Here is a 23,904-nt window from a genome sequence, read left to right on the forward strand (position 1 = left end):
TATTCATACCACCTACTATTCTGAAAAGGTATTTTAGCGTGATTGATAAAAAGAGAAAGCCCTGCGGGCATGCAGGGCTTTAAAGGCAATGAATTGAAATTTAGTTAAGCTATGTGCGTCATTTGGTTGAGAGTAAATGACTCAACCGCGCCTTCCACAGCAGCAATATAATCTGTGATGTGAGCCGTTGCTAAGTGTGCCTCTAGCGCAGCTGGTGACGCCCAATTCTCATGGAAAACAAAATGAGCAGGGTTGGCGTTATCTTGGTGAAGGTCGTAGTTAATGCAACCGTCTTCTGCACGCGTCTTATCTATCAGCTTGATCAGCTCAGCTTTGACCAACTCAACTTGACCTTCTTTGGCAATGATATTGGCAATAATCGTTAGTTTGCTCATTGGTTGTCCTCGATATATTTGAATAGCGTGAATTACAGCGTCGTGACAACATGGTCCATAGCTAAACGTGCTTTAGGCAAGCCGTGATTGTAATCTTCGCCATCTTTGTGGTAACCAATTGACAGCGCAAGCTCACAAACATGGCCCTCTAGTTCCTCAGAGAATGCTTTGCCGATAAGTTCACCATCAACCCCTTCCATCGGTGTTGAGTCAATACCTAAACGCGCTAGCGTGTGCATTAGGTTGCCTAGCGCGATGTATGTCTGAGCTTTGGTCCAGTTGCCATTAAAGCCTGTTTCATCGGTATTCATTTCAGCAAATGCGTAGGCGCCCATAAATGCATCATACATGTCTGCAGGTAGGTGTCCTGATGTCACTTCTGCATCAACACGTTTAGCAAACTTCTCTTTAGTGAATTTTGGATCGTAAGCGAATAAAACAGTATGAGACGCTTCTTTCGCATGCGGCTGATTGAACTGGTGCATATTGGCAAACGTATCATGGAATTTTTGTTTGGCTTCGTCGCTCTCTAATACGATGAATTTCCATGGCTGAGAGTTGATTGAAGACGCTGATAGGCGCAGAGCCTGTTTAATCACATCCATATCTTCAGCAGAGATGCGTTTTTCTGTGTCGTATTTTTTTGCTGTGTAACGAGTGTTTAAGTCTTTGATGATTGGATGAGTCATATTGATTCCTAACTATCTAATTTTAATGGATGACTAGGGTTCGATGTTCAGTTGTTCAATCGTCAGAGAACATACCCCGATGGCTACGTTTATAGCGCGCCGTGTGTCGATGGGGGTAAGTTAAACGCTTTATGAGTTAGAAAAAATGGCGGATTGCACCAATGACTATGGAAGAAAAGGTCCATAATAAGGGTTGGGTGTGACAGTCTAGCGGAAGAGTTCCGCTAGACAAAGTTGGGGTAAGCCCTACATAGGCACGACTAAAATATCGATGGGTGACTTATCGACGAGGTGTTTCGAGTACGAGGCGATTTTGCTCCAAAAGTCATGATGGTGGCCACAGATGAGCAGGTCAATATGATTAGCTGTAATCGTCTCTTGCAGTTTTTCTGCTAAATCTCCTGTACCAACCAAAATGTGTTTGATGGGTTGTTCACTATAGGCTTCAAATTCTCGGATTTCTTTGATGGTTTTTTCACCGAGTGGGTGTTCTTCGCTGTCGAGTTGAATATCAACCAGTTCTGGATAAATCTCCCCGTGGGAACCGTCTATGTGTACAAAAGAGACGTAAGCATTGGTTAGTTCGGCGATATAGGATGCCCTGTCTATGAGCATCTTACTTTCATCAGTGCGTTCAAGTGCAACCAGTATGTGCGTATATCTCATGATCGAGTCCTCATTGTCAGTACCTGTTATAACCTTAATCATTGCATGGGGAAAAGGGTGTTAACTGGGTCGCGAATCTTTATAAGTTTTCCACTAATTTCTCTTTATTAGTGCCTTATTTAAAGTGTAGATAGTTGTAAACGTACGAAGTGTTTAATGCTGTGCTACGCTTTTCGTATAATAAAAACACGGATGTTAAGTATGGTTAGGGCTTCATTCTCGCGCAATGTTTCTGTCAGACATAAGCTATTTATACTGGTCGCAATGCCAGTACTGCTATTGTTGGTGTTCGTAAGTTGGCAAGTTCACCTTCTTTCCAACCAGATGGAAAGTCTCGAGAAGTCAAAGAAATATGTAGACTTTTTGGCGAAAAGTAGTCAGTTGTATCAAGCTGATGAAGGCTCTTACCTCGTTATTCCAACAGCAGAATCTCTACAGGCACTTTCCTCCTCGGTATTTGGCATTGAGCAAAAAACATCGGTAAATAACCTCATTTTTGAGTTAAAAGACGCCCGCGCCCAGCGAGGTCGAATCAGCGATGTATACGATGAACTCGACAATGAAGAGTGGCGTGCAGATGTTTATGAACAACTTTTAATCAAACTAGAACGGGTTAACTTTTTTGGTGTGAAACCAGACGTTGCACAGAATTTGACCGCCTTATTGCAGCTTGAATGGTTGATGTTTTGGTCATCAGAAGAGACACGCATCACCAAAGGGCTGATAGGGATATGGAATCAGTATGGTGAATTTGATCGTGAAGTTCATGAGCAAATACTGGCCTTGGTGCAGAACCAACAGCTTTACTTAGAGCGCTTTGTTACCCTTAATGCTGATGAGGCGCAAGTCAGCATGATGCTGGAAGTGTTCAGCGATAAGGCATTCAGTCAGAGCCAAGAATTTCGCCACCGTTTTTCTGATCAGGCGTCTATTAGTACGCTTTCAGCCGAGGAGTTAAATCAAGGCTTAGCAGCGTTGTCTGCTCGGCTGATATTGTTGAAAAAAGTGGGCTCGACTATCGAACTACAACTTAGCTCTGCGGTTGATAGTGCAATCAGTCAGGCAGAAAAACAGCGGGTAATCTCGTTAGGTTTAGTCTCTTTGTTAACGATTTTAGTTATGGTGTTTGCCATTAAGCTTGCTCAACGCTTGACCACAAACTTGAAGGCGGTGTTGGCGTTTTTAAGCCATGATGATGCGACTTCGCTACCGAGCTTAAGTAAATCGGTGCGAGGCAATGATGAGTTAAACCAGTTTGCCGTTGAAGTGGAGCGATTAACGATTGAACGGCAACAAGCTCAAGAGCGTTTAACACAAGCTAAAGAAGATGCAGAGAAAGCGAAAGATGCAGCAGTGATGGCTTGCAAAGCAAAAAGTAGCTTTTTAGCAAACATGTCCCATGAGATCCGAACGCCTTTGAATGGTGTTATTGGTATTACCGAAGTGCTCTCTGATACTGACCTTAACCCAAGCCAAAAAGACTATGTTGAAACGATTGAAACCTCTTCACAGCTCCTACTGAGTTTGATCAATGATGTGCTTGATTTCTCTAAAATTGAATCCGGTATGTTGTTGGTAAGTCCGCACTCGACTTGTGTGCGTGAGTCAATCTATGACATTGCTTCTATCGTCGCTCCTCAGGCGAAAGAGAAAGGAATCGATCTTCATGTATCGATCAGTTCAGAAACTCCCTACCGCGTCATTGTGGATGACCACCGCTTAAGACAGGTGTTAATGAACTTTATGTCCAATGCTGTGAAATTTACCAACAGCGGTGTGGTGTCGCTGCAATTATCCAGCAAGCATGTGGGTGAAAATATCATTGAGATGACCTTTGCAGTGCAAGACACAGGGGTAGGTATTGATGAGCAACAACAGAAGAAAATCTTCGAGCCTTTTTCACAAGAAGATGATTCTACGACTAGGAAGTTTGGTGGCACAGGGTTAGGTCTTGCGATCAGTACTCAACTGGTAGAGCTAATGGGTAGCCAGATTGAACTGACCTCGATAAAAGGAGAGGGCAGTCGCTTCTATTTCACTTTAACCTTGCCGATTGACGTTTATCACTACCCAACCAAAGAAGAAGATAAGGTTGACGCCTCTATTTCTGTGGTATGTAAAGATGATGGATTGGCCGAGTTACTCGAAAATGAGCTGCGTTTTTATGGTCTAACGGTTGGAGAACGATTCTCTCATCTTACGGGGCTTGAGCGTCGTTTTAGTCAGCAAGATAAACCAATATTATTGGTCGCTGAATGCGAAAAGAATGCGATATTTGTCAGTGAAACTCAACTTCAGCAAGCGAAAAAACAAGGGTTCCAAGTGTGCTTGATACGCCACTTCCTTGCTAAACGCCACAACTTTGGTGACACGATTCGTTCATTAGTCACAAGGCCGTTGTTAGGTCAGAGGTTGCTCAGAGGAGTGAAAGCATGCGACGTCACGCCCAAAACTAGCTTTAAACTTTCGGAGTCCCTTAAAACCTTACATGGTCATAGAATTTTGATTGTGGAAGATAATCGAGTGAATCAAAAAGTCGCTTCGCTGCTCTTGGCGAAAGCAGGTTACCAGTTTGATATTGCAGATAACGGCCAGATTGCACTCGATAAATTCCAAAGTGAAGAACATTACGATTTGATTTTGATGGATTGCATGATGCCGGTGATGGACGGTTTTACGGCAACTCGAGAAATTCGTCAGATAGAGACTGAATGCGGTTTAACGAAAACACCGATTATCGCGCTGACAGCGAGTGTACTTGACGATGATATACAGCGCTGTTTTGAATCAGGGATGGATGCTTATGTAGCCAAACCAGTGAAAAAGGAAAAACTACTACACGAAATAGCCAATGTAACTTGATGCCGGATCAGTCAGTGGAGAGGTGTTCCTAGCGTGTACTTCAGTCGAATCATTGTTGGTGTAATGATTGTTGGGCTTAGCCTACTTTCACTACCCACCAATGCTAATCAAGATATAGACAACCTACCTATAGCAATTTTTTCGATAGACCCTGTTTTCTCAGAGCTGTCTCAGTCGAAAGCGCGCAAATTATACCGAGGAAAAACCAAGCGCTTAGATGGAAAACGAGTCGAACTCGCAGATTGGCCAGAGCACAGTGTAGAGCGAGTCGGGTTTTATCATGCCTTACTCGGCAAGAATGCCGCGCAGATGAATGCCCATTGGGCAAGCTTATCGTTTTCTGGTAAAGCAAGACCCCCTAAAGAGATAGCGAATGCCGATATTGAATTACTCTTGGCTTGGATGTCTGAAAAGCCGCACCGAATTGGCTATGCGCCACTTAACCAACTACCTGACAATGCCACCATCTTGTATGTGGTCAGTAGGGAGAAATAACGCATGAATAAGATGAAAGCTTTGGCTGTGCTTAGCGTGTTCTCTTGGCCTGCTTTAGGGGCGATAGAAATAACCGATAATTTCTCACTAAGTGGTTTTGGATCGACATCATGGGCTAAGTCAGACAATCAAGAACGACTGATGGTGCACCGAAACATTACAGATGAGAGTTGCTATGATTGCGACACTACTTTTGGTCTTCAGCTTGATTATTTCCGCAACGCCTTTAAAGCGTCCGTGCAGGTAGTGAAACGTCCTCAAGATCATTGGGATGAACCAGAGTTGGAATGGGCTTACGTTGGCTATGAGTGGCAGACGCTTGAATTTAAAGCTGGCCGCTTACGGTTGCCACTATTTTTGGCATCTGAATATTATTATGTTGGTCAAGCGTACAGCTCGGCTCGCCCTGCTTCTGAGGTTTATGACAGTGCTCTAGGTATTACGGCTTATAACGGCTTAAGTGTGAGTTGGCACTATGAAGTATCTGATTCCTTGACCGCTTTGGTTACCCCTTTTATCGGATTTAAAGATATCAATGACATTCAATATAACCAGCAAACGGAATTTAAATTTGAGTCGAGTCGTTTATGGGGGCTCGACCTTAACTTGTTTGGTGATGGGTATCGTTGGCACTTTGCCTATATTAGTGCCGATTACGATCAAACCTTGACGATGTATGACGTGGTGCAAAGCTTGCCTTCCGGAGGTTCAATTACGATACCGAAACTTGTTACTGAAACCAAAGATCAAAATATAGAGTTATGGTCTTTGGGGCTGGAGTATGAGTTTGGTCAATCTACGTTGCGAGCTGAAGGGCAGATTAACGATTTATCTTCCTCATTTTATGCGACAGGTGAGCATCACTTTGGTCGCATAACACCTTACATCACTTATGGTGTCGAGTTTGACCAGGGTGAGCATAAGGAAAGCGATAGTTATCTTATTGGCGCACGATATGACTTATTAGATAACTTGTCATTGAATGCAGAGTGGCAATACTTTGAAGTGTCGAAAAGCAATGGCCCCTTTGTGACTGCCCCGATAGGGACGGCACCTGACGATACTGATGCGCACTTATATACTTTGATGATTAACTTCGTCTTCTAGGGCGTTCTAGTCTATTAAAACGAGGAACAAGATGTGGGGAGTTTGGCCCTCATTTGTTCCTCGTTTCAGATCTACAATCAGCAATAGATATCAATGCTGATTTAGGGATCGACAATGAAAACATTTCCAAATAACTTTCTGTGGGGCGGCGCTATCGCAGCCAATCAAGTCGAAGGTTCTTTTGATCAATACGGCAAAGGCCTTTCAACCTCAGATATGCTACCCAATGGTATTTTAAGCCCACACCAAGCGCGACAAGAACGAACGGATGGCATCAAAGACCTCGCCATCGATTTCTACAATCGCTATCCAGAAGACATTGAGCTATTTAATGAAATGGGCTTTAACTGTCTGCGCCTCTCGATTGCTTGGACACGTATCTTTCCTAATGGTGATGAACTTGAGCCAAACGAAGAAGGTCTCGCGTATTACGACAAGATTTTTGACGAGTTAGCCAAACATGATATGCAGCCATTTGTGACGCTTTCTCACTATGAGATGCCTTACGCATTAGTAGAAAACTATGGTGGCTGGGGGAGTCGTGAACTGATCACCTTCTTTGAGCGTTATGCACGGACCGTATTTGAGCGCTACAAGCACAAAGTCAAACTGTGGCTGACGTTTAATGAGATCAATATGTCTTTGCATGCACCGTTTACTGGGGTTGGTTTACAAGAAGAAGCTACCGAGCAAGCGATCTATCAAGCTATCCACCATCAGTTGATCGCCAATGCTAAGGCGGTGAAGCTATGTCATGAAATCATTCCCGATGCCAAGATTGGTAACATGTTACTGGGGGCGATTAACTACCCATACACGTGTAACCCTGATGATGTTATTGCCGCCATGCAAGAAAACAATAAGTGGTTGTTCTTTGGCGATGTACAGACCCGTGGCAAGTACCCAGGCTATATGCTGCGCTATTTCCGTGAAAACGGCATTGAGATCGAGATGCAAACCGGTGATGTGGAAGAGTTAGCCAGCGCAAGTGTCGACTTTATCTCGTTTAGCTATTACGCCAGTGGGTGCGCAAGCGCTGATCCGAAACAGAAAGAGGTCGGTAACATTGTTGATAGCGTGCCGAACCCTTACCTTGAAAAGAGTCAATGGGGCTGGTTGATTGATCCCAAAGGTTTACGAATTTTGCTTAACTTTCTGCATGATCGCTACCAAAAGCCTCTGTTTATTGTTGAAAATGGCCTTGGCGCTCGTGATGAAGTTAACGAGAATGGAGAGGTTATTGATGATTACCGAATTGCTTATCTCAATGATCACCTTGTTCAAGCGCGAGAGGCGGTACTCGATGGTGTTGAGTTGATGGGTTTCACCAGTTGGGGGCCGATTGACTTGGTCGCTAACTCTACAGCAGAAATGAGCAAGCGCTATGGTTACATCTACGTTGATCGCCATGATGATGGGAGCGGTACGTTAGTGCGCAAACGTAAAAAGAGTTTCTACTGGTACCAAGATGTTATTGGCTCTAATGGTGCGAACTTAAAAGCGTAATAGAATCACAAAGGAGCCTAAACGGGCTCCTTTGTTGTATTAGTCAGTTTCTTCTAGTCCCAATTCTGCGCGTTTTCGTTTGCTTAGACCCAACGCGACAATTCGGTGTGACTCGGCGAGGTAGTATTGTAGCTCATCAATCAACTCACCCTCAGTGGCGATTTGCTGGATCCACTTCATACCGCGGGTTGCAAAGTAAGGGGCTGGACGATAACCGTCATTGTCTTTGAGAAAGTCGTAATTGCGATCAGACGTCTTGAACGTATAGGCCTCTTTGCCACCTTCTTGGGTTGTCCCTATCGCAAACACCTTACCTCCGACCTTCCAAACATGAGAGTTACCCCATTGCATTACATAGGTTGTGGCAGCAAGTGAGTCGCAGAACAGATTGAATTGGTCATGGGTCATAGATTACGCCTTGATAAGAAGCGGGAGCAGTGGAATTGTCGCAATGAAAACAGCGCTATTCAATAGCCAAAGATGAGACTTTTGATGTTGGATTACTTGTTCGATTATTGAACTGCCCCATGCGTTATCTTGTGCTTTAAAACCGAGACTACCTACAGTCTGAGTTAATTATTATTCTTAAAATATAAGAATTGAACATTAAAATTGTTTATAAATTCCTATTCTATAAGAATACAATTTGATCGTTACTTTGATATGGCGATACAACATTAGTGTGAACTCTATGAAGCAAAATAGTGGGCAAGTAAACGAGAAAGTACTGCAACTTTTGATGCAAGTGGCCGTCAATGATGAACCAGTGACAGCAAAGCAGTTAAGTGAGCAACTGGGTACACCAATCAGCAGCCTTTATCGACACTTGAAGTTATTGAGAGAGTGGAATTTGATCGAGGAAAGTCCAAATGACAAAACCTTGATCATAGGTCCGGCAGCGTTGTTGTTAATGCGCAGCTATGAGACGAGCCAGCATGATCTCGATATGGTCGATTCAGTTCTCAACCGTTTGCAAAAGCAGACGGGAGAAATGGCCGCCTATATGGTGCCTGTCGGTTATCGAGCTTTGTGTGTGAGCCGCAAAGAAAGCATGCAAGCGCTTCGTTGCAGCTATGTTCAAGGCCAAAGCCAACCTCTGCTTAGAGGGGCATCATCAAAAGTGATGTTGGCGTATTTACCCGCCGCGCGATGCGAAAAAATTCTTCGCTACTTCGGTGAAGAATCTCGAATCGAGCAATGGCACAAGGAGCTAGAGCAAATTCGTAATCAAGGGTACGCCGTCAGTACGTCAGAAATTGATTCCGGCGTTTCGGGCATTAGTGCTCCTGTCATGAAAGGCTCTAAACTAGTTGGCGCTATTTCTGTTATGGCTCCTGCGCATCGAGTTCAAATGAATCAGCAGAAAATTATTCTGCACGTTCTTCAAGCAGCGAGGGCACTGCCCCCAGAAAGGTAACGGATATGTTCGGGCTATTTCGACGCAATAAAGTGCAAAGTATCACTGGTGTATTGTCACATCACCTTGTTTTACTCAGTGTCAGTGAGCAACTGAAGCCGATGAGACAAGTTGATTTCGAAATGGCCGACCAAAGCTTAGAAGAAATGTATGAATGGATTTCTGATTTAGATGGCTACCGTTGGGTCAATGGTGGCCACTATGATTTATCCAATAGCCCTACAGGCCAATATCAACTTCACTTGAGTCGCTTTCTTGGCTCAGAAGCACTACCTGTGGTGTTGACCAACAACAGTGAAACACTGCTGCATAGCTTGCCATTGCTCAGCTCTCAACACAAAGAGATCGGTATCATACACATTGGACGCCAGTTTGAGCTAAAGGCATCACTAGAGCCAGTTCAAGGCAGCGCATTTCATTTTGCTTTATCACGCTACAATGAGAGTCGTCTGTTTTGCCTAGGGATTGACCAGACGCAACAAGATGAACGCACATTCGAGTACGCAGAAGATTTAGGGTGCGATTGGATGACGCTATCAGAGTGCAGCTTTAGCCAACGTTTTCAGGTTAAGCACCAGCTCGCTAATTACTTGTCTCATTGCGATGAAGTTGTCGTCAATATCGACTTACCAAGTTTGTACCCCGTTTCACGTCTAGAACGAGGCAGTGCTCTTGATGTTCAAGTGGTAAGCCGGATGATTCGTCAGTTACTGATCTCAGGTAAGGTGCGTCAAGTACAACTGGTCGGCTACAAAGATAAGCATCTTTACTCGAAGCAGACTAAAGCGATTTTGCATGAGCTTACGCAAATGTTTCCTTCGAATAATTGTGCTGCTTAATGTTACTTTCTAACATTTGTTGTTTGTTCTGGAAAACTCACTCTCTGAACCCATAAAGCGATCATGAGCCTCGATCAGTAGGGGCTCAATAAATGCCTATTTGTGCATAGCTTTCGGTTTCAATTTCGCCTTTACCCCTCTTAATATATAGGTCGCTCAGTGTGACCAAATTCACTTTTCCGCAACAAAGTCCTTACTCTTTGTGTCGTGTTACTTTTCACCAAACTAGTAACATCCTTGTCACTAACCCTTTGTTCTTACGTGTCTCACGTCATGTTACTTTTTAACCGTTTTGTTCGTCACCAAGAATGGGAATGAATATAAAATTCTTAATAAACAATGATTTAATAAAATCTTGTTGATTTTGTGTTAGAAACTATCACACAAAGTTATTTTTGTGATCATGAACACTTCACCACGAAAATCTTATCGGTATGGTTAATTTATCCGCACTTCAGTGAGCAGAATTAATGTGGAAGCGCCTCCAAGGAATGCTGTCAAAAAGGAAGGACATTGGGTTTATGACATTACCGAACAACATCATTACAACAACAAAGAATCGGCTAAATAAAGCCAATCAATTTGCGGTGGGAATTTTGACAGTCTTATTGATTTTAGATGTCTGGTTAGGCGTGTTGGACCGTTACCTACTGAAACTGCAATTGGTGTGGGTTGAAGAGCTCGCGCGTTACATCATGATATGGGCAATCTTAATGGCGGTTCCATGTTGCACCGCAGGCAGAGAGCATATGGGGTTAGAGTTTGTCACCAAGCGCTTTCCGCTAGTCGCCCAGCAAATCATCAAGATTTGTGTTGGAGCACTGACTTTTAGTTTCTTTGGCTACATTGCTTATTTGGGGTACACCTTTGCAGAGAAGGGCGCAAACCAGCTTTCAACTGTCTTTTCTATGCCTATGGCTTATGCCTATGCTGCAATCCCCGTGACTTTTGCTCTGTCTAGCTTCCAAGCTTTCTTGGTCTGGCTTGAAGATATCTACGCGCTGAAATTTTACTTAGCGTCTGAGAAGTTTGATGTGCAAGGTGAGCAGTTATGATTGTCGGTGTAGTGTTTTTATTATTAATGCTGATTGGTGCTCCGATTGCTATCGCTTTAGGTGTGGCAGGAATTACCGGCATGTACGATATGGGCGGTACGCACTTTGCGTCACTGGCACCAAGTAAAATCTTTAATGGTTTAAATATTTTCCCTTTCTTAGCGATGCCGTTTTTCATCTTAGCGGGTGAGATCATGAACCACACTGGTATCACTAATCGACTGGTTTACTTGTCGGAAGCTCTGGTTGGTCACTTCCGTGGTGGTCTAGCGCATTCAAACATGGTGGCATCGGTATTCTTCTCTGGGATTACCGGCTCGGCAACCGCTGATGCGGCGGCGTTTGGTCGAACATTAGTGCCTGCTATGGTTAAACAAGGCTATTCGAAAGATTATGCTTGTGCGGTTACGGCTGCGGGTTCAATCATCGGCCCAACCATTCCTCCATCAGGTCTTATGGTGGTTTATGGCTCACTTATGGGAGTGTCGATTGGCGGCCTATTTGCAACGGGCATCTTACCAGGCATCTTGGTGTGTCTTGTATGTATGGCGATTATTGGCGCGACCGGTAAGCGTAAAAATCTACCTAAGATGAGCCAAAAAGCAACGCTAGCGGAAGTACTGGATCACTTTAAAAACTCAGCCTTAGCATTGCTGATGCCACTTATCATCCTTGGCGGCATTGTATTTGGTATCGTGACACCAACGGAAGCGGCGTCAATCGCGGTCGCTTATGCGTTGGTGATTGGCACCTTCATCTACCGTAACTTAACGTTAAATGCGCTATTTCAGATGGTCATTCGAACAGCGCAGATCTCGGCGGTTATCTATCTCATCATTGGCTCCGCTTCGATTCTTGGCTGGTGGCTGAGCTTCAACCAGATCCCTCAAATGATCGCGGACATGTTCATCTCATTATCGGATAATCCGCACGTTATTCTAGCGTTGATCATCGCTTTGCTGCTAACGGTAGGTATGATCATGGATATCAATGTGATGTTGATTATCTTAGCGCCAATCTTAGTACCATTGACGATGGAGATCGGTATGGATCCTCTGCATGCGGGTATTGTCTTTATTCTTGCTCTTAACATCTCATTGATGACACCGCCGATAGGTGCCTGCCTATTTGTCCTCTCATCAGTAACTGGAGCAAAAATAGAAGGCATATCAAAAGAGTTAATGCCGTTCTTAATTGGGCAACTACTACTGTTATTCGCCATCGCATTTTTCCCTGACATAGTGCTGTTTATCCCGCGACTATTGGGCTACTAACACTGCAACACCCCTTTACCCTACAAATCCTGGCGATCGCATTAGCCTTAGCCAGGTAATAACTAAAATTCATACATAATGGAGTTATTATGAAAAAGCTAACCAAATCACTGATCGCAACTGCATTGGCAACCAGTCTATTTACCGCCCCTTTTGCTATGGCAGAAAAAGTATTACGTATCGGCCATGACAACAAAGCTGACATCATGGAAAACCCTGCCCATGCGTTTACTGGGGTGTTCAAAAACATTGTTGAAACTGCAACCAACGGTGAAATTAAGGTTCAAGTATTCCCAAGCAACCAGTTAGGTACGGCGAAGGAACATATTCAGATGGTGCGAGATGGTCAGCTGCAAGGCACGCTTTCTCCAGTGGGTCCGCTTGCCGGTTACTACCCGCGTATTGGTGTATTGGATGTACCATTTGCGTTTGATAACAATGCGTCTACCTATGAAGTACTTGATGGCAAGTTTGGTAAGGCTTTAGCGGGTGATATTGAGTCAGAGCTAAAAGACGTCAAAATTCTTGGCTTCCCTGATACAGGTGGCTTTTTCTCAGTCACAAACTCCAAGCGCGCTATTGAAGGCCTTGATGACTTTAAAGGCTTACGTATTCGTACCATGACGCTGCCAACACACCAAAAAATCATTCAATCTCTGGGCGCAGAAGCTTACCCACTTTCTTGGGGCGAAGTGTATTCATCACTGCAAACGGGCGTGATTGATGGTCAGATGAACCCAGTACCGACGGTCTCTTTTGCCAAGTTCAACGAAGTGCAGAAATATCTAACACTGACGAATCACCTATTTGCCCCGTACACCTTTATGGTCAATAAAAGTTTCTACGATGGTTTAACAGAAGAGGAGAAGAAGATTGTTTCTGACGCGGTGGAGATTGCGTTGAGTGCTAACCGAGGTCTTTCTCGTCTGATTGAAGCATCAAGTGATCGTGGTTTAGAAGGGCTGAAAAAGCGTATGAAAGTCAACTCACTAACGGCGGAACAGCGTGAGTCAATGCGACAAGCGACGCAGCCAGGCGTAATTGCTTACGTGAAAGAGACACATGGCGACAAAGGTACGGAACTGCTGAATCTATTCCTAGAGGAAGTTGATAAAGCCAACCAGTCTACCTATTTGAAATAGGCTCTCTCCAGCCACTTGCCCCAACAAGCGTTGGGGCTTTTTTGTTTCTATGGGAAAAGTAGTAAGTCACTCTATCGATAGGAGGACTCAGATATTTAGCTTTTCAGATCCCTAAAAACACAAAAGCTGGCGATTAAGCCAGCTTAGTACGGTTGTATTGCACATTATGAATTTTTGCTTGCGTCTTTGTTCGACTCTTTCCAGTACTGAATGCGTACGCGATGCAATTGTGCTTTTCTCATTTTCTTCATGATAATCCCTCACGTTTATAGAAAATTGCTCTTTCTTGAGCTTATGTGAATCAAGTTCCTCATGAACAGGAAACAATGTAGCCATCAATTCGGCAAAGATCTAGGGGTTTGATCACATTTTTTTGAGTGAACGGCGTTCCTTATGCATAAAAAGTGAACCATAGCGCAGTTTAATAAGCCTGACATGTAAGTGGAATATTTCTGCCTTCTATAATTAATCTATCTGAAACAGTAGGTTAACGTATTTGTCACTTTTCGGTTCTACGATTTGCACGCATTTTTATAAAAATACTCAGCAAGGAGTCAGCAATGTGCCCAACTTCAAACAAGAAGCGTGATGATCAAGATTCTGAATTCAGTCAAATGATTGATGCTCGATTATCCCGTCGTCGATTTTTGGCAGGTACAGCCGCGGTAAGCGCAGGTGCATTCTTATCGCTAAACCCAATTACTAAAGCTTTTGCGGCAACAAGCGAAAGCTCACTACTCAATTTTGAAGCAGTACCAGCCTCAACGGCAGACGCGTTTATTGTGCCGAAAGGTTACAAGGCGACACCGTTACTTTCATGGGGAGACCCAATCTTCCCGAGTGCGCCAGCATTTGACCCAAGCGGTAAACAAGACTCAAAAGCTCAACTTAGTCAGTTTGGTGATAACACCGATGGTATGAGTTTGTTCCCAATCAGCGAAGATCGTGCGGTTATTGCAGTGAACAACGAGTACACCAACTATGAGCTTCTGTTTGATCATGGTGGTAAAGCCATGACTGCTGATGATGTACTTAAAGCGCAAGCAGCGCATGGTGTAACGGTATTTGAAATTGTTCGCTCTGGTGGTCAGTGGAAGCTAGATATTAACGGTAAATTAAACCGCCGCATTACCGCCAATACGCAAATGCAGTTAACGGGTCCTGCTGCGGGTCATGACTTGATGAAGACCAAGCTTGACCCATCTGGTATGAAACCACTGGGTACCTTTAATAACTGTGCCAATGGACAAACGCCTTGGGGCACTTACCTAACGTGTGAAGAAAACTTCAACGGTTACTTTGGTACCAGTGGTAGCGCTGACGTTTCCGACGATCACAAGCGTTACGGCGTGAAAGCAGCCAAGAGCAAGTATCAATGGCATGACACCGATGAACGTTTCGACGTTGCGAGACACCCGAATGAACCGCATCGTTTTGGTTGGGTTGTTGAAATTGATCCGAACGACCCTACATCAACGCCACTTAAGCGTACCGCTCTGGGGCGCTTCAAACATGAAAACGCAGCATTACTGATTAATGGCGATGGTCATGTGGTGGTTTACCTTGGTGATGATGAACGCGGCGAGCATCTGTACAAATTTGTCTCTAAGAACAAATATCAGCCGGGTAACGATAAAGCGAATCGCGATTTGCTAGAAGAAGGCACATTGTATGTGGCCAAGTTTGAGTTTGACTCTCAAGAGCTGAAAGGCAAAGGCCAATGGCTAGAGCTTACTCACGGGAAGAACGGCTTAACCAAAGAAAACGGCTTTAATGACCAAGCGGAAGTGATGATTTTTGCCCGTCGCGCTGCAACACAAGTGGGCGCAACGACAATGGATCGCCCTGAATGGGTTGCGGTTCATCCGGATAATAAGCATGTGTTCTGCACTTTGACTAACAACAAATACCGCGGTGTTAAAGAAGGTCAGCCAGTTGGTGGGCCAAACCCACGCCAAGAAAACCACTATGGTCAGATTGTTCGCTGGGTACCACAGAATGATGATCATGCCAGCGACAGCTTTGACTGGGATCTATACCTAATTGCGGGTAACCCAGAAGTGCACAAAGGCAACTTGTATGCGGGTAGTGAGAATATCAATGCCAGCAATATGTTCAATAGCCCAGATGGTATCGGTTTTGATAAAGCAGGTCGCTTGTGGATTCAAACTGACGGTAATTACTCGAACAAAGGCGATTTTGCAGGGCAGGGCAACAACCAAATGCTGTGTGGTGACCCGATGACGGGTGAAGTTCGCCGCTTCCTAACAGGTCCAATTGCTTGTGAGATCACTGGTTTAACCTTCTCTGCAGACAGTAAGACCATGTTTGTTGGTGTGCAGCACCCTGGCGAAAAAGGCGCGCCGTCTCATTTCCCTGCCGGTGGCGAGAGCAAACCGCGTTCAACCATTATGGCGATTACCCGCGAAGATGGCGGCGTGATTGGCGCATAACTAATAAAGAGATAAAACTTAAGCCCCGGATGGAGACATTCGGGGCTTTTTGTTTTAGATGGGATTTCTCTGACTTTGTTTACATTGCTCGTACATAGATGCACCTGGTTATTGATACCGTGCGTGCTAACTGTAACTAAATGTAAATAAGTAAAGCTCCTTGCTCTTTACTGCTAGCGCCTATGAATAATCATCACCCCAGCCACAAGATGCGAAATCATGATCAAGAAGCAAAGTTATTTCGAAATCGCGCTGTTGCAGCGTTTATCGGAATGGTGGTTCTGCTCGGTGTACTGGTCGCCAATCTTTATCGATTAGAAGTTAAACAAGTTGATTACTACACCACCCGAGCGAATGACAATCGTATCCAAGTGCTGCCGATAGCGCCTACTCGCGGGTTGATCTACGACCGCAACGGTAAAATTCTTGCCAACAACTTTCCAGTTTACGTACTTGAGATGACTCCGGAAAAGGTTAAAGACTTAAATGGCTCTATCGCTAAGCTTAAACAAGTTATGCAGCTGTCTGATTCTCAAATAGAGCGGATGACGCAGCCTCATGGTAAACGCTTTAAGCCAGTTGTGGTTAAAAATGGCCTCACGGAGCAAGAGGTCGCCAAGTTTTCCGTTCATCAGTATGAGCTTCCGGGCTTTTCAATCGATGTTGATATGAAGCGAGACTACCCATATGGCGAGGTGCTGACTCATGTATTGGGCTATGTTGCACATATCAATGATCGTGACCTAAAACAGCTAGAAGAAAGTGGCGAACTGGCAAATTATCGTGCGACTAAAACCATTGGCAAATTGGGAATAGAAAAGTACTACGAACATACTCTGCATGGTAAACAAGGCTATCAAGAAGTTGAGGTAAACAGCCGCGGCCGAATTATCCGTACTATCGAATATGTTCCTCCTGTTGCGGGGCAGGATCTGGTGCTTAATATCGACGTAGACTTACAACAATTTGTCTTCAAGCAGTTAGACAATCGCGAGGGCAGTGCGGTTGTGCTCGACCCACGTGATAATAGTGTCCTTGCTATGGTTTCAAGTCCGAGTTATGACCCGAACCTGTTTGTTGAAGGCATTTCGAGCAAAGCTTACAACAAGTTGCTTAATGACCCATTTCATCCGTTAGTCAACCGAGCGACATTGGGTGTGTACCCACCAGCTTCCACGATAAAACCTTTTATGGCCATTGCTGGCTTAAGCGAAGGCATTATTCAACCCGATACCGTGCGTGACGATCATGGTGCATGGCACATCCCAGGTTTAACCAAGCAGACTAAAGTATGGCGCGATTGGAAGCGTTGGGGGCATGGTCCAGTTGATGTCACTTTGGCGATTGAAGAGTCCGTCGACTCGTTTTTCTATCATATCGCCTATGAGTTAGGGATTGACCGCATTTCCGACTGGATGAATATGTTTGGTTTTGGTCGGCTTTCTGGGATCGATATTCCGGAAGAAACACGCGCCAATATGCCAACACGGGAGTGGAAGGAGTCACGCTATCGTCAGCCATGGTATAAGGGCGATACCGTTCCGATTGGTATTGGTCAGGGGTATTGGACAGCAACGCCGCTGCAAATCGCTAAAGCAACCTCCGTATTGGTCAACCATGGTGAGGTTATCGCTCCTCATCTATTCCGTAACACCTTGCCTCATGGGGTGCCCTTCCACCAAGAAGCGCCTAAAGCGGTGAAAGTTGCAAGTCAGATTGAAGGAGTCAGTGATGCTTCTTGGGATATTGCTATCAACGCCATGCGTCTGGTGAACTCGGGCAGTCGAGGTTCAGGTCGACGAGCATTTAAGGGCGCGAGTTATTGCAGTGGTGGTAAATCAGGTACTGCACAGGTGTTTGGTCTCAAGAAAGATCAGGTCTACAACTCTAAAGAGCTGAGTTATGACTTACTCGACCATGGTTTATTTACCGCTTTTGCTCCATGCGATCAGCCAAAATATGTCGCGACTGTCGTGATTGAACATGGTAACGGTGGCTCAAAGGTTGGCGCTCCGTTTATACGTAAGGTGTTTGATTACCTCGAAATTGGCAATGATGATAAACCAAAGCAGCATCAGACCTAAATCGAAAAGCTTGAGTAGATTAAATGGGGCGTTGTGCCCCATTTTTTTAGTTCTACAGATAGTTTGAGGATAATTATGCGCTCAAAGGCATAAAATTTGTGATCTTTAAACAATTAAGCACTAAATATAGTTGCTTCATATGTACGGTATAACTATATTGAAAAGGTATCCCACATAACTTTAAGGTGTAGAGACTGAGTAAACTCCCAGAGTGAATACGAACAAACTGAACGCAGAGAGACACAGGGCTTAGCGTCCAACCCGCTAAGAGTGCCATCAAAAACGTATAAGAATTAAGTATTTTCAAAGGCCTTTTGCTTTTCCCCTCTTTAAATAGTCGCACTTTCTAGTTATCGATACATTGTCTGATAACCATGGAGGAGGTTTGGCTATGTTACCACTAGGTTTATTCGCATTAGGTGTATTCGTATTCTTAGGTTGCTGGGTTGTTCAACACGGTTTACCCGTTCTCGGCATGAAGCTTGATGAAGCGGATTTGCTGCTCATCTCAGAAATGTCTGGTGAAGACGTTCTCGAAGCATAAAGCGCAAAAATAGAGAGAAAAAGGAGCCGATAGTGGCTCCTTTTTTAGTTTTGCTATCTTTGTAATTGTTCTCGAATCACATCTTTCACGGTGTTAAATCTTGCTGGAAGTTGTCGGTGACGCTTAGTGAGTAGGTAGAGTGTTTCGATAACTTCCTTATGAGGTTGGTAAATCGCAACTTGCTCTCTAAGTGGAAAAGTATCTAAAGCACTTTTAGGCAGAATGGTAAATCCATGCCCTTTAGCGACAGGCAGTAAAATCTGGTTAAGTTGATTAACATAGCCCGTGATTGGTAGTTTATGAATATTAACTCTTTCTAGTTCTTCCTCACCACAACGTGAAAAATAGAGTGAAAGGTAGTGCTCAGCATCAGGGTGACGAATTAGCCCTATTTTTTTTAGCTGATCTTCATCGAGTGCCTTGGTTGCCAGTGGCTTAGGCATCATCAAACAAAGAGGCTCTTGTCCAAATTGTTCTGAATCTACTCTTGGGTCTGAAGGTTCATGTGTCACGATTCCCAAATCCATATCCCCAGAGATGATTTCTGCAAGAATCTTATGATGTGGAGCCGCTTCTAAATAGGTAATTAGTTGAGGGTATTTACATTGTAAATCAAGCAGTCGAGGGTAAAGTGATAGTGCCAAAGAGCCAGAGCATGAAAGGGAAACAGTGCCGGAACGAGGGTCATCCTGATTAAGGGATTGAAGCATTTGCGCCTGCTGAGTATCTAAATGATTGGCGTAGTCATAGACCGTTTTCCCTGCTTCAGTAATTTCAAAACTTTTGTTGTACCTTTTTATCAGAGCGTGTCCGCAGGCTTGTTCTAGTTTCTTAATGTGCTGACTCACCCCCGGTTGTGTCATAAATAATTTGTCAGCGGTTTTGGTGAAGTGACCAGTGTCGATAAGAGTGACAAACGTCTTCAACCAGATAGGGTTCAACATGGCTTCTACTCATAATAAAAAATTATCTTGTTTAGTTTAAACGATAACAAAAAATTCAAGAAGTGAAGGTTTAAAACACACTTTGAAACGACTCAAAATGGATTTTTGATAGCAAATGATGCAATTACGTTAATTTTATTGTTATCATCTGCGGGAAATAGTCGGGGAGCCTAACCATTATGGAAAGGGCTGAGATCGCAATGCGAGACCCGTTGAACCTGATTCAGTTAGCACTGACGTAGGGAACTATGCGCACATTACCTTACTGGTTTGTGCACTCGTATTCGATGGATTGATCACCTCATTTTCTGATCCCTTCTTTCGTGGCCGAGAGTTCCTGTACGTCTTGTAGTAGGAGCAATAATGCCACATTCACAAGACACGACTCCAATCGTATTAACCATCGCGGGCTCAGACAGCGGCGGCGGTGCAGGCATTCAAGCCGATATCAAAGCAATCTCTGCCACGGGTGGTTACGCATGTTCGGTGATTACCGCTATCACGTCGCAAAACACGCTTGGTGTATCTGCTATTCACCCGATTCCTCTTGAGCATATAAAAAGTCAATTGGATGCGGTGTTTACCGATCTCAATGTTGTCGCCGTCAAAGTTGGTATGTTGGCAGATTCTGAGATCATCAAAGTGGTTGCCGATAAAATTCGTCAGTACCAACCTAAACACCTTGTGGTCGACCCAGTCATGGTTGCGACCAGTGGTGACCTTCTTCTTGAAACCAACGCTATCTCAACTCTCAAGCAAGAGTTACTACCGCTTGCTGACTTAATCACGCCCAACTTGCCGGAAGGCGCTGCCTTAATTGGTGGCGCAGTGCCGCAAGATGAGGACCAAATGGGAGCAATGATCAGTGAGCTTCGTGCACTTGGCGCCAAAGCTGTACTGCTTAAAGGCGGCCACTTAGAGAAAGACGACAACAGTAATGATCTACTCATCATGGCTGAAAGTAGCGAGTTGATTAGCGCTAAGCGAGTGGCGACGAAAAACACTCATGGCACAGGTTGTACTTTGTCCTCGGCGATTGCTTCATATTTGGCTCAAGGTAACCGTCTGCACAAATCGGTTTATCTTGGTAAGCAGTATATTTCTCAGGCTATTGCCAATGCGGACAAGCTAGAGGTGGGCCAAGGTCACGGGCCCGTGCATCATTTCTTCTGTGGCCATACAAATGTCCGTTAGTAACCCATCGTCGACTTCATACTCAGCACAGGCAATTGGTATTGAGTTACACGATGCGCACCTGCTCTATCGAGACAGCCAAATAGCGACCTTATCTGGCCTCAATATGTTTGTTCCTGCTGGTCAATGGACATGTTTATTGGGTCGAAGTGGATGTGGCAAAACGACACTGCTGCGTTATTTGGCTGGTTTGCTCAGTGACAAGGTCGAGTGGACAGGCCAACTAGCCCTCACCCATGGTCGTTCTTTGCAAGGTCAGGTGGCCTATATGGCGCAACAAGATCTGTTACTCCCCTGGTTAAATGTTTTGGACAACGTACTGCTAAGCCGCAAGTTTGATGCAACGGAGCATAGTTCAATAGAAAGCCAGCTACAGGCCGAGCGATTACTGGATTCTGTTGGTTTGGCAGATTACCAACAGGCAATGCCTTCGCAGCTTTCAGGTGGTATGCGTCAGCGTGTCGCTTTGGCTCGTACGCTGATGCAAGACAAACCGGTGGTGTTAATGGATGAGCCCTTTTCCGCGCTGGATGCCGTTACCAGATATAAGTTGCAGAACTTATCGGCAAGCTTACTTAAAGATAAGACAGTGGTCTTAATTACTCATGATCCGCAAGAAGCGGTCAGGCTCGCAGACCAACTGTATTTGCTTCAAGGTCGTCCAGCTCATGCGCAGCGGTTATCCGTGCCTGATGCGCAACCTCCAAGAACCATTGATGCACAGTGCGCCGAGTTGCAACAAGCCATTTTGACTCAGTTGGAGCAAGATTATGAGTGAACTATCGAGTCTCAAAATTGCTCAACGCCAAAGTGATATGACGCGACAAATGACGCACCCAGTGGCTCGAATAGTGATTAGCCTCTTGGTCATTCTTGGCTTGTGGCAGGCCGTGGTTGTTACCTTTGATATGCCGAGCTTTATCTTGCCTGCGCCCATGGAAGTGCTCTCTCGGCTTGTAACGCGATTTGATGTGTTGATGAAGCACACCTTAGTCACCGGGCAAGAGATCATTTTAGGTTTATTACTGGGCTTGGGAATGGGACTGATGTTTGCTCTGCAAATGTTGCTGTTTAAGCCGCTTAAGCGTTGGTTGCTACCGGTCCTGATTGCCAGTCAGGCTATCCCTGTATTCGCCATCGCACCAGTATTGATGCTGTGGCTAGGTTATGGCATTGCATCCAAAGTGGTTATGGCCGCAATCATTATCTTCTTTCCGGTGACAACCTGCTGCTATGACGGACTTAGAAATACTCTAACGGGCTATTTGGACCTAGCTAAAACCATGGGGGCGAGTAAGTGGCAGTTACTAAAACATATTCAGCTTCCAGCGGCGTTACCAACATTAGCTTCAGGCATCCGCGTGGCCGTGGTCATTGCGCCAATTGGTGCGGTGGTTGGTGAGTGGGTTGGCTCAAGTGCGGGTCTTGGCTATCTAATGTTGCAAGCCAATGCGCGAATGATCATTGATGAAATGTTTGCCGCACTCTTCATACTCGCTTTGCTCTCCGTTTCGCTTTACTTCATTACCGATAAATTACTTAAAAAGTTTATTCCTTGGGAAAATCAATAAGAAAGGACACTCCGTGAAAACGACAAATAAACTCAGTGCAGTGGCACTAATGACATCTCTATTTTCTGTAAATGCATTTGCTGCGGATAAAGAGCTTACTCTGATGCTAGATTGGTTCGTCAACCCAAACCATGGGCCAATTGTGATAGCGCAAGAGCGTGGTTACTTCAAGCAACAAGGTATTGAAGTGAATATTCAAGAGCCGGCTGACCCAAGCACACCGCCAAAATTGGTGGCGGCGGGTAAAGTTGACTTGGCTATCTCTTATCAACCAAGCCTCACTATCGACGTGGCTGCGGGTCTACCGCTTATTCGCTCTGCAACCTTAATTGCGACTCCATTGAACACACTAATGGTGCTAGATAATGGTAAGAATGACACTCTAGCCGATTTAAAAGGTAAGAACATTGGTATCGCGATTGCGGGCAATGAGGAAGCAACGATTGGCACCATGCTGGGTCAAGAAGGGGTGAAGTTTTCCGACGTAAACATCATTAATGTCGGCTGGGCACTGTCATCGTCTCTGGCATCTGGCAAAGTGGATGCGATTTGGGGCGGGTTACGTAACTTCGAAACTAATCAACTGGAACTTGAAGGCTACAAAGCCAAAGCCTTCTATCCTGAAGAGCACGGTGTGCCGACTTATGATGAGTTAGTCTTCGTTGCCAATGCGAAAAGCTATGATGCAGAGGCAATCAAAGCGTTCAATAAAGCGCTTGAGCAGGCAACGACTTATATTGTTAACCACCCGCAGCAATCATGGAAAGAGTTTGTTGCTTACTCGCCAGATACGCTCAATAACGAGCTCAACCAGCGTGCGTGGAACGATACATTGACGCGTTTTGCGCTGCGTCCATCAGCGGTAGATCATAAACGTTACGATGACTATGCCGAGTTTATGTACTCACAGAAGCTGATTGAAACCTTGCCGAAAGCCGCGGACTACGTGCCGGAGATTAACTGATGAAATACAGCGACTTAATTACCGCTTGCCAAGCTGATTGGCAAGAGTATACACAGCACAGTTTTGTTCAGCAATTGGCCGTCGGAACGTTACCTCAAGAGTGTTTCTTACACTACTTGAAGCAGGATTTTCTGTTCCTCAAGCAATATGCACGTGCTTACGCGCTGGCGATTTACAAAGCACGTAATCTTGAAGATATGCGTCGTGCATTACCGAGCGTTTCTGATCTACTTGAGACAGAAATCAACCATCACGTGACCTATTGTGGTCAGTGGGGACTAACGGAAGCGGATCTGGAGAATGAGCCTGAAGACTTTGGTACTGTTGCTTATACTCGCTATGTTTTAGACGCAGGTATGACGGGTGATCTCGTTGAGCTGTATGCTGCATTGGCTCCGTGCTCGATCGGTTATGCGGTGATTGGTAAAGCCCTGTTAGAAAGTTCTGATACCCAGTTAGAAGGCAATCCTTATCGAAGCTGGATAGAACTTTACGGTGGTGAGGAGTTTCAGTCTGGAGTGGCTCAAGGCGCAGAACACTTTGATCAGTTACTCGAAGAGATAGAGAGCAATAGTCAGAAGGGGCAAAACCTAATTCATGTCTTTAAGACAGCAACTAGAATGGAAGTAGCATTCTGGCAGCAAGGGATTGATGCCAACCTATAGACCTTTTCTGGGGGAGGGGAGTAAGCGCACATATTGCT

22 protein-coding genes and 1 riboswitch are annotated in these 23,904 nt (G+C 44.8%); of the genes, 17 read left to right on the forward strand and 5 right to left on the reverse strand.

From position 1 onward, the window contains the following. Positions 1-104 precede the first annotated feature (104 nt). The 3 genes from VIA_RS10095 to VIA_RS10105 form a co-directional block, all read right to left on the reverse strand. Positions 105-395 (reverse strand): putative quinol monooxygenase, encoded by a 291-nt coding sequence (locus VIA_RS10095; protein ID WP_004412885.1) that lies wholly within the window; start codon positions 393-395, stop codon positions 105-107. 32 nt (positions 396-427) lie between these two features. After that, positions 428-1,084, reverse strand: a complete 657-nt coding sequence (locus VIA_RS10100; RefSeq protein ID WP_004412886.1) for an NAD(P)H-dependent oxidoreductase — start codon at positions 1,082-1,084, stop codon at positions 428-430. A 246-nt stretch (positions 1,085-1,330) separates the two neighbouring features. Next, a complete protein-coding gene (locus tag VIA_RS10105) occupies positions 1,331-1,750 on the reverse strand; it encodes a universal stress protein (RefSeq protein ID WP_004412887.1) in 420 nt (139 codons plus the stop codon). Positions 1,751-1,951: 201 nt separating this feature from the next. Here VIA_RS10105 and VIA_RS10110 point away from each other — a divergent pair, with 201 nt between their 5' ends. The 4 genes from VIA_RS10110 (at position 1,952) to ascB (ending at position 7,720) form a co-directional block, all read left to right on the forward strand. Continuing rightward, positions 1,952-4,612 (forward strand): hybrid sensor histidine kinase/response regulator, encoded by a 2,661-nt coding sequence (locus tag VIA_RS10110; RefSeq protein ID WP_004412888.1) that lies wholly within the window; start codon positions 1,952-1,954, stop codon positions 4,610-4,612. A gap of 63 nt (positions 4,613-4,675) precedes the next feature. After that, on the forward strand, positions 4,676-5,107 hold the full coding sequence (locus tag VIA_RS10115) for a hypothetical protein (RefSeq protein WP_050778698.1): 432 nt from the start codon (positions 4,676-4,678) through the stop codon (positions 5,105-5,107). A 3-nt stretch (positions 5,108-5,110) separates the two neighbouring features. After that, positions 5,111-6,214, forward strand: coding sequence for a porin (locus VIA_RS10120; RefSeq protein WP_004412890.1), 1,104 nt, complete (start codon positions 5,111-5,113; stop codon positions 6,212-6,214). A 114-nt stretch (positions 6,215-6,328) separates the two neighbouring features. After that, positions 6,329-7,720: a 6-phospho-beta-glucosidase gene (ascB, locus tag VIA_RS10125; RefSeq protein WP_004412891.1), complete on the forward strand. Its 1,392-nt coding sequence runs from the start codon at positions 6,329-6,331 to the stop codon at positions 7,718-7,720. 39 nt (positions 7,721-7,759) lie between these two features. Here ascB and VIA_RS10130 read toward each other — a convergent pair whose 3' ends face one another. Then, positions 7,760-8,128, reverse strand: a complete 369-nt coding sequence (locus VIA_RS10130) for an MmcQ/YjbR family DNA-binding protein (protein ID WP_004412892.1) — start codon at positions 8,126-8,128, stop codon at positions 7,760-7,762. A 283-nt stretch (positions 8,129-8,411) separates the two neighbouring features. Here VIA_RS10130 and VIA_RS10135 point away from each other — a divergent pair, with 283 nt between their 5' ends. The 8 genes from VIA_RS10135 (at position 8,412) to VIA_RS22345 (ending at position 18,528) form a co-directional block, all read left to right on the forward strand. Beyond that, positions 8,412-9,137 (forward strand): IclR family transcriptional regulator, encoded by a 726-nt coding sequence (locus tag VIA_RS10135; protein ID WP_004416491.1) that lies wholly within the window; start codon positions 8,412-8,414, stop codon positions 9,135-9,137. Between the two features lie 5 nt (positions 9,138-9,142). Then, positions 9,143-9,976 carry an arginase family protein gene (locus VIA_RS10140; protein WP_004412894.1) on the forward strand — a complete coding sequence of 278 codons (834 nt, stop codon included), beginning with the start codon at positions 9,143-9,145 and terminating at the stop codon, positions 9,974-9,976. A 521-nt stretch (positions 9,977-10,497) separates the two neighbouring features. Beyond that, positions 10,498-11,031: a TRAP transporter small permease gene (locus VIA_RS10145; RefSeq protein WP_004416488.1), complete on the forward strand. Its 534-nt coding sequence runs from the start codon at positions 10,498-10,500 to the stop codon at positions 11,029-11,031. Then, on the forward strand, positions 11,028-12,305 hold the full coding sequence (locus tag VIA_RS10150; RefSeq protein WP_004412896.1) for a TRAP transporter large permease: 1,278 nt from the start codon (positions 11,028-11,030) through the stop codon (positions 12,303-12,305). The genes VIA_RS10145 and VIA_RS10150 overlap by 4 nt, the downstream gene beginning before the upstream one ends. Before the next feature lie 89 nt (positions 12,306-12,394). Next, positions 12,395-13,447 (forward strand): TRAP transporter substrate-binding protein, encoded by a 1,053-nt coding sequence (locus VIA_RS10155; RefSeq protein ID WP_004412897.1) that lies wholly within the window; start codon positions 12,395-12,397, stop codon positions 13,445-13,447. Positions 13,448-14,007: 560 nt separating this feature from the next. Next, positions 14,008-15,900 (forward strand): PhoX family protein, encoded by a 1,893-nt coding sequence (locus VIA_RS10160; protein ID WP_004412898.1) that lies wholly within the window; start codon positions 14,008-14,010, stop codon positions 15,898-15,900. 182 nt (positions 15,901-16,082) lie between these two features. Next, on the forward strand, positions 16,083-17,984 hold the full coding sequence (mrdA, locus tag VIA_RS10165) for a penicillin-binding protein 2 (protein WP_038210901.1): 1,902 nt from the start codon (positions 16,083-16,085) through the stop codon (positions 17,982-17,984). A gap of 391 nt (positions 17,985-18,375) precedes the next feature. Then, positions 18,376-18,528 carry a hypothetical protein gene (locus VIA_RS22345; RefSeq protein WP_004412900.1) on the forward strand — a complete coding sequence of 51 codons (153 nt, stop codon included), beginning with the start codon at positions 18,376-18,378 and terminating at the stop codon, positions 18,526-18,528. Positions 18,529-18,581: 53 nt separating this feature from the next. Here VIA_RS22345 and VIA_RS10170 read toward each other — a convergent pair whose 3' ends face one another. Further along, positions 18,582-19,472, reverse strand: coding sequence for a LysR family transcriptional regulator (locus tag VIA_RS10170; protein ID WP_004412901.1), 891 nt, complete (start codon positions 19,470-19,472; stop codon positions 18,582-18,584). A 152-nt stretch (positions 19,473-19,624) separates the two neighbouring features. Next, positions 19,625-19,734: riboswitch (TPP riboswitch) on the forward strand. A 101-nt stretch (positions 19,735-19,835) separates the two neighbouring features. On the opposite strand from VIA_RS10170, the gene thiD reads away from it, so the two are divergent. From thiD to tenA, 5 genes are read left to right on the forward strand one after another with little or no spacing between them, the layout of a single operon-like run. Continuing rightward, positions 19,836-20,666: a bifunctional hydroxymethylpyrimidine kinase/phosphomethylpyrimidine kinase gene (gene thiD / locus VIA_RS10175; RefSeq protein ID WP_004412902.1), complete on the forward strand. Its 831-nt coding sequence runs from the start codon at positions 19,836-19,838 to the stop codon at positions 20,664-20,666. Then, positions 20,656-21,444, forward strand: coding sequence for an ABC transporter ATP-binding protein (locus tag VIA_RS10180; protein ID WP_004412903.1), 789 nt, complete (start codon positions 20,656-20,658; stop codon positions 21,442-21,444). Before thiD ends, VIA_RS10180 begins: the two co-directional genes overlap by 11 nt. A 37-nt stretch (positions 21,445-21,481) precedes the next feature. Further along, a complete protein-coding gene (locus tag VIA_RS10185) occupies positions 21,482-22,237 on the forward strand; it encodes an ABC transporter permease (RefSeq protein WP_412774845.1) in 756 nt (251 codons plus the stop codon). A gap of 49 nt (positions 22,238-22,286) precedes the next feature. Continuing rightward, on the forward strand, positions 22,287-23,201 hold the full coding sequence (locus VIA_RS10190) for an ABC transporter substrate-binding protein (protein ID WP_086027900.1): 915 nt from the start codon (positions 22,287-22,289) through the stop codon (positions 23,199-23,201). After that, complete coding sequence (tenA, locus tag VIA_RS10195; RefSeq protein ID WP_004412906.1) at positions 23,201-23,866, forward strand: thiaminase II; 666 nt, start codon at positions 23,201-23,203, stop codon at positions 23,864-23,866. Before VIA_RS10190 ends, tenA begins: the two co-directional genes overlap by 1 nt. Positions 23,867-23,904 lie beyond the last annotated feature (38 nt).

It is taken from the genome of Vibrio orientalis CIP 102891 = ATCC 33934 (genome assembly GCF_000176235.1).
GTDB lineage: Bacteria > Pseudomonadota > Gammaproteobacteria > Enterobacterales > Vibrionaceae > Vibrio > Vibrio orientalis.

Excerpts from the sequence above, each read along its gene's own strand:
- VIA_RS10095 (WP_004412885.1), bottom strand. The coding sequence starts at position 395 with ATGAGCAAACTAACGATTATTGCCAATATCATTGCCAAAGAAGGTCAA.
- VIA_RS10100 (WP_004412886.1), bottom strand. The coding sequence starts at position 1,084 with ATGACTCATCCAATCATCAAAGACTTAAACACTCGTTACACAGCAAAA.
- VIA_RS10105 (WP_004412887.1), bottom strand. The coding sequence starts at position 1,750 with ATGAGATATACGCACATACTGGTTGCACTTGAACGCACTGATGAAAGT.
- VIA_RS10110 (WP_004412888.1), top strand. The coding sequence starts at position 1,952 with ATGGTTAGGGCTTCATTCTCGCGCAATGTTTCTGTCAGACATAAGCTA.
- VIA_RS10115 (WP_050778698.1), top strand. The coding sequence starts at position 4,676 with ATGATTGTTGGGCTTAGCCTACTTTCACTACCCACCAATGCTAATCAA.
- VIA_RS10120 (WP_004412890.1), top strand. The coding sequence starts at position 5,111 with ATGAATAAGATGAAAGCTTTGGCTGTGCTTAGCGTGTTCTCTTGGCCT.
- ascB (WP_004412891.1), top strand. The coding sequence starts at position 6,329 with ATGAAAACATTTCCAAATAACTTTCTGTGGGGCGGCGCTATCGCAGCC.
- VIA_RS10130 (WP_004412892.1), bottom strand. The coding sequence starts at position 8,128 with ATGACCCATGACCAATTCAATCTGTTCTGCGACTCACTTGCTGCCACA.
- VIA_RS10135 (WP_004416491.1), top strand. The coding sequence starts at position 8,412 with ATGAAGCAAAATAGTGGGCAAGTAAACGAGAAAGTACTGCAACTTTTG.
- VIA_RS10140 (WP_004412894.1), top strand. The coding sequence starts at position 9,143 with ATGTTCGGGCTATTTCGACGCAATAAAGTGCAAAGTATCACTGGTGTA.
- VIA_RS10145 (WP_004416488.1), top strand. The coding sequence starts at position 10,498 with ATGACATTACCGAACAACATCATTACAACAACAAAGAATCGGCTAAAT.
- VIA_RS10150 (WP_004412896.1), top strand. The coding sequence starts at position 11,028 with ATGATTGTCGGTGTAGTGTTTTTATTATTAATGCTGATTGGTGCTCCG.
- VIA_RS10155 (WP_004412897.1), top strand. The coding sequence starts at position 12,395 with ATGAAAAAGCTAACCAAATCACTGATCGCAACTGCATTGGCAACCAGT.
- VIA_RS10160 (WP_004412898.1), top strand. The coding sequence starts at position 14,008 with ATGTGCCCAACTTCAAACAAGAAGCGTGATGATCAAGATTCTGAATTC.
- mrdA (WP_038210901.1), top strand. The coding sequence starts at position 16,083 with ATGAATAATCATCACCCCAGCCACAAGATGCGAAATCATGATCAAGAA.
- VIA_RS22345 (WP_004412900.1), top strand. The coding sequence starts at position 18,376 with ATGTTACCACTAGGTTTATTCGCATTAGGTGTATTCGTATTCTTAGGT.
- VIA_RS10170 (WP_004412901.1), bottom strand. The coding sequence starts at position 19,472 with ATGTTGAACCCTATCTGGTTGAAGACGTTTGTCACTCTTATCGACACT.
- thiD (WP_004412902.1), top strand. The coding sequence starts at position 19,836 with ATGCCACATTCACAAGACACGACTCCAATCGTATTAACCATCGCGGGC.
- VIA_RS10180 (WP_004412903.1), top strand. The coding sequence starts at position 20,656 with ATGTCCGTTAGTAACCCATCGTCGACTTCATACTCAGCACAGGCAATT.
- VIA_RS10185 (WP_412774845.1), top strand. The coding sequence starts at position 21,482 with ATGACGCGACAAATGACGCACCCAGTGGCTCGAATAGTGATTAGCCTC.
- VIA_RS10190 (WP_086027900.1), top strand. The coding sequence starts at position 22,287 with ATGACATCTCTATTTTCTGTAAATGCATTTGCTGCGGATAAAGAGCTT.
- tenA (WP_004412906.1), top strand. The coding sequence starts at position 23,201 with ATGAAATACAGCGACTTAATTACCGCTTGCCAAGCTGATTGGCAAGAG.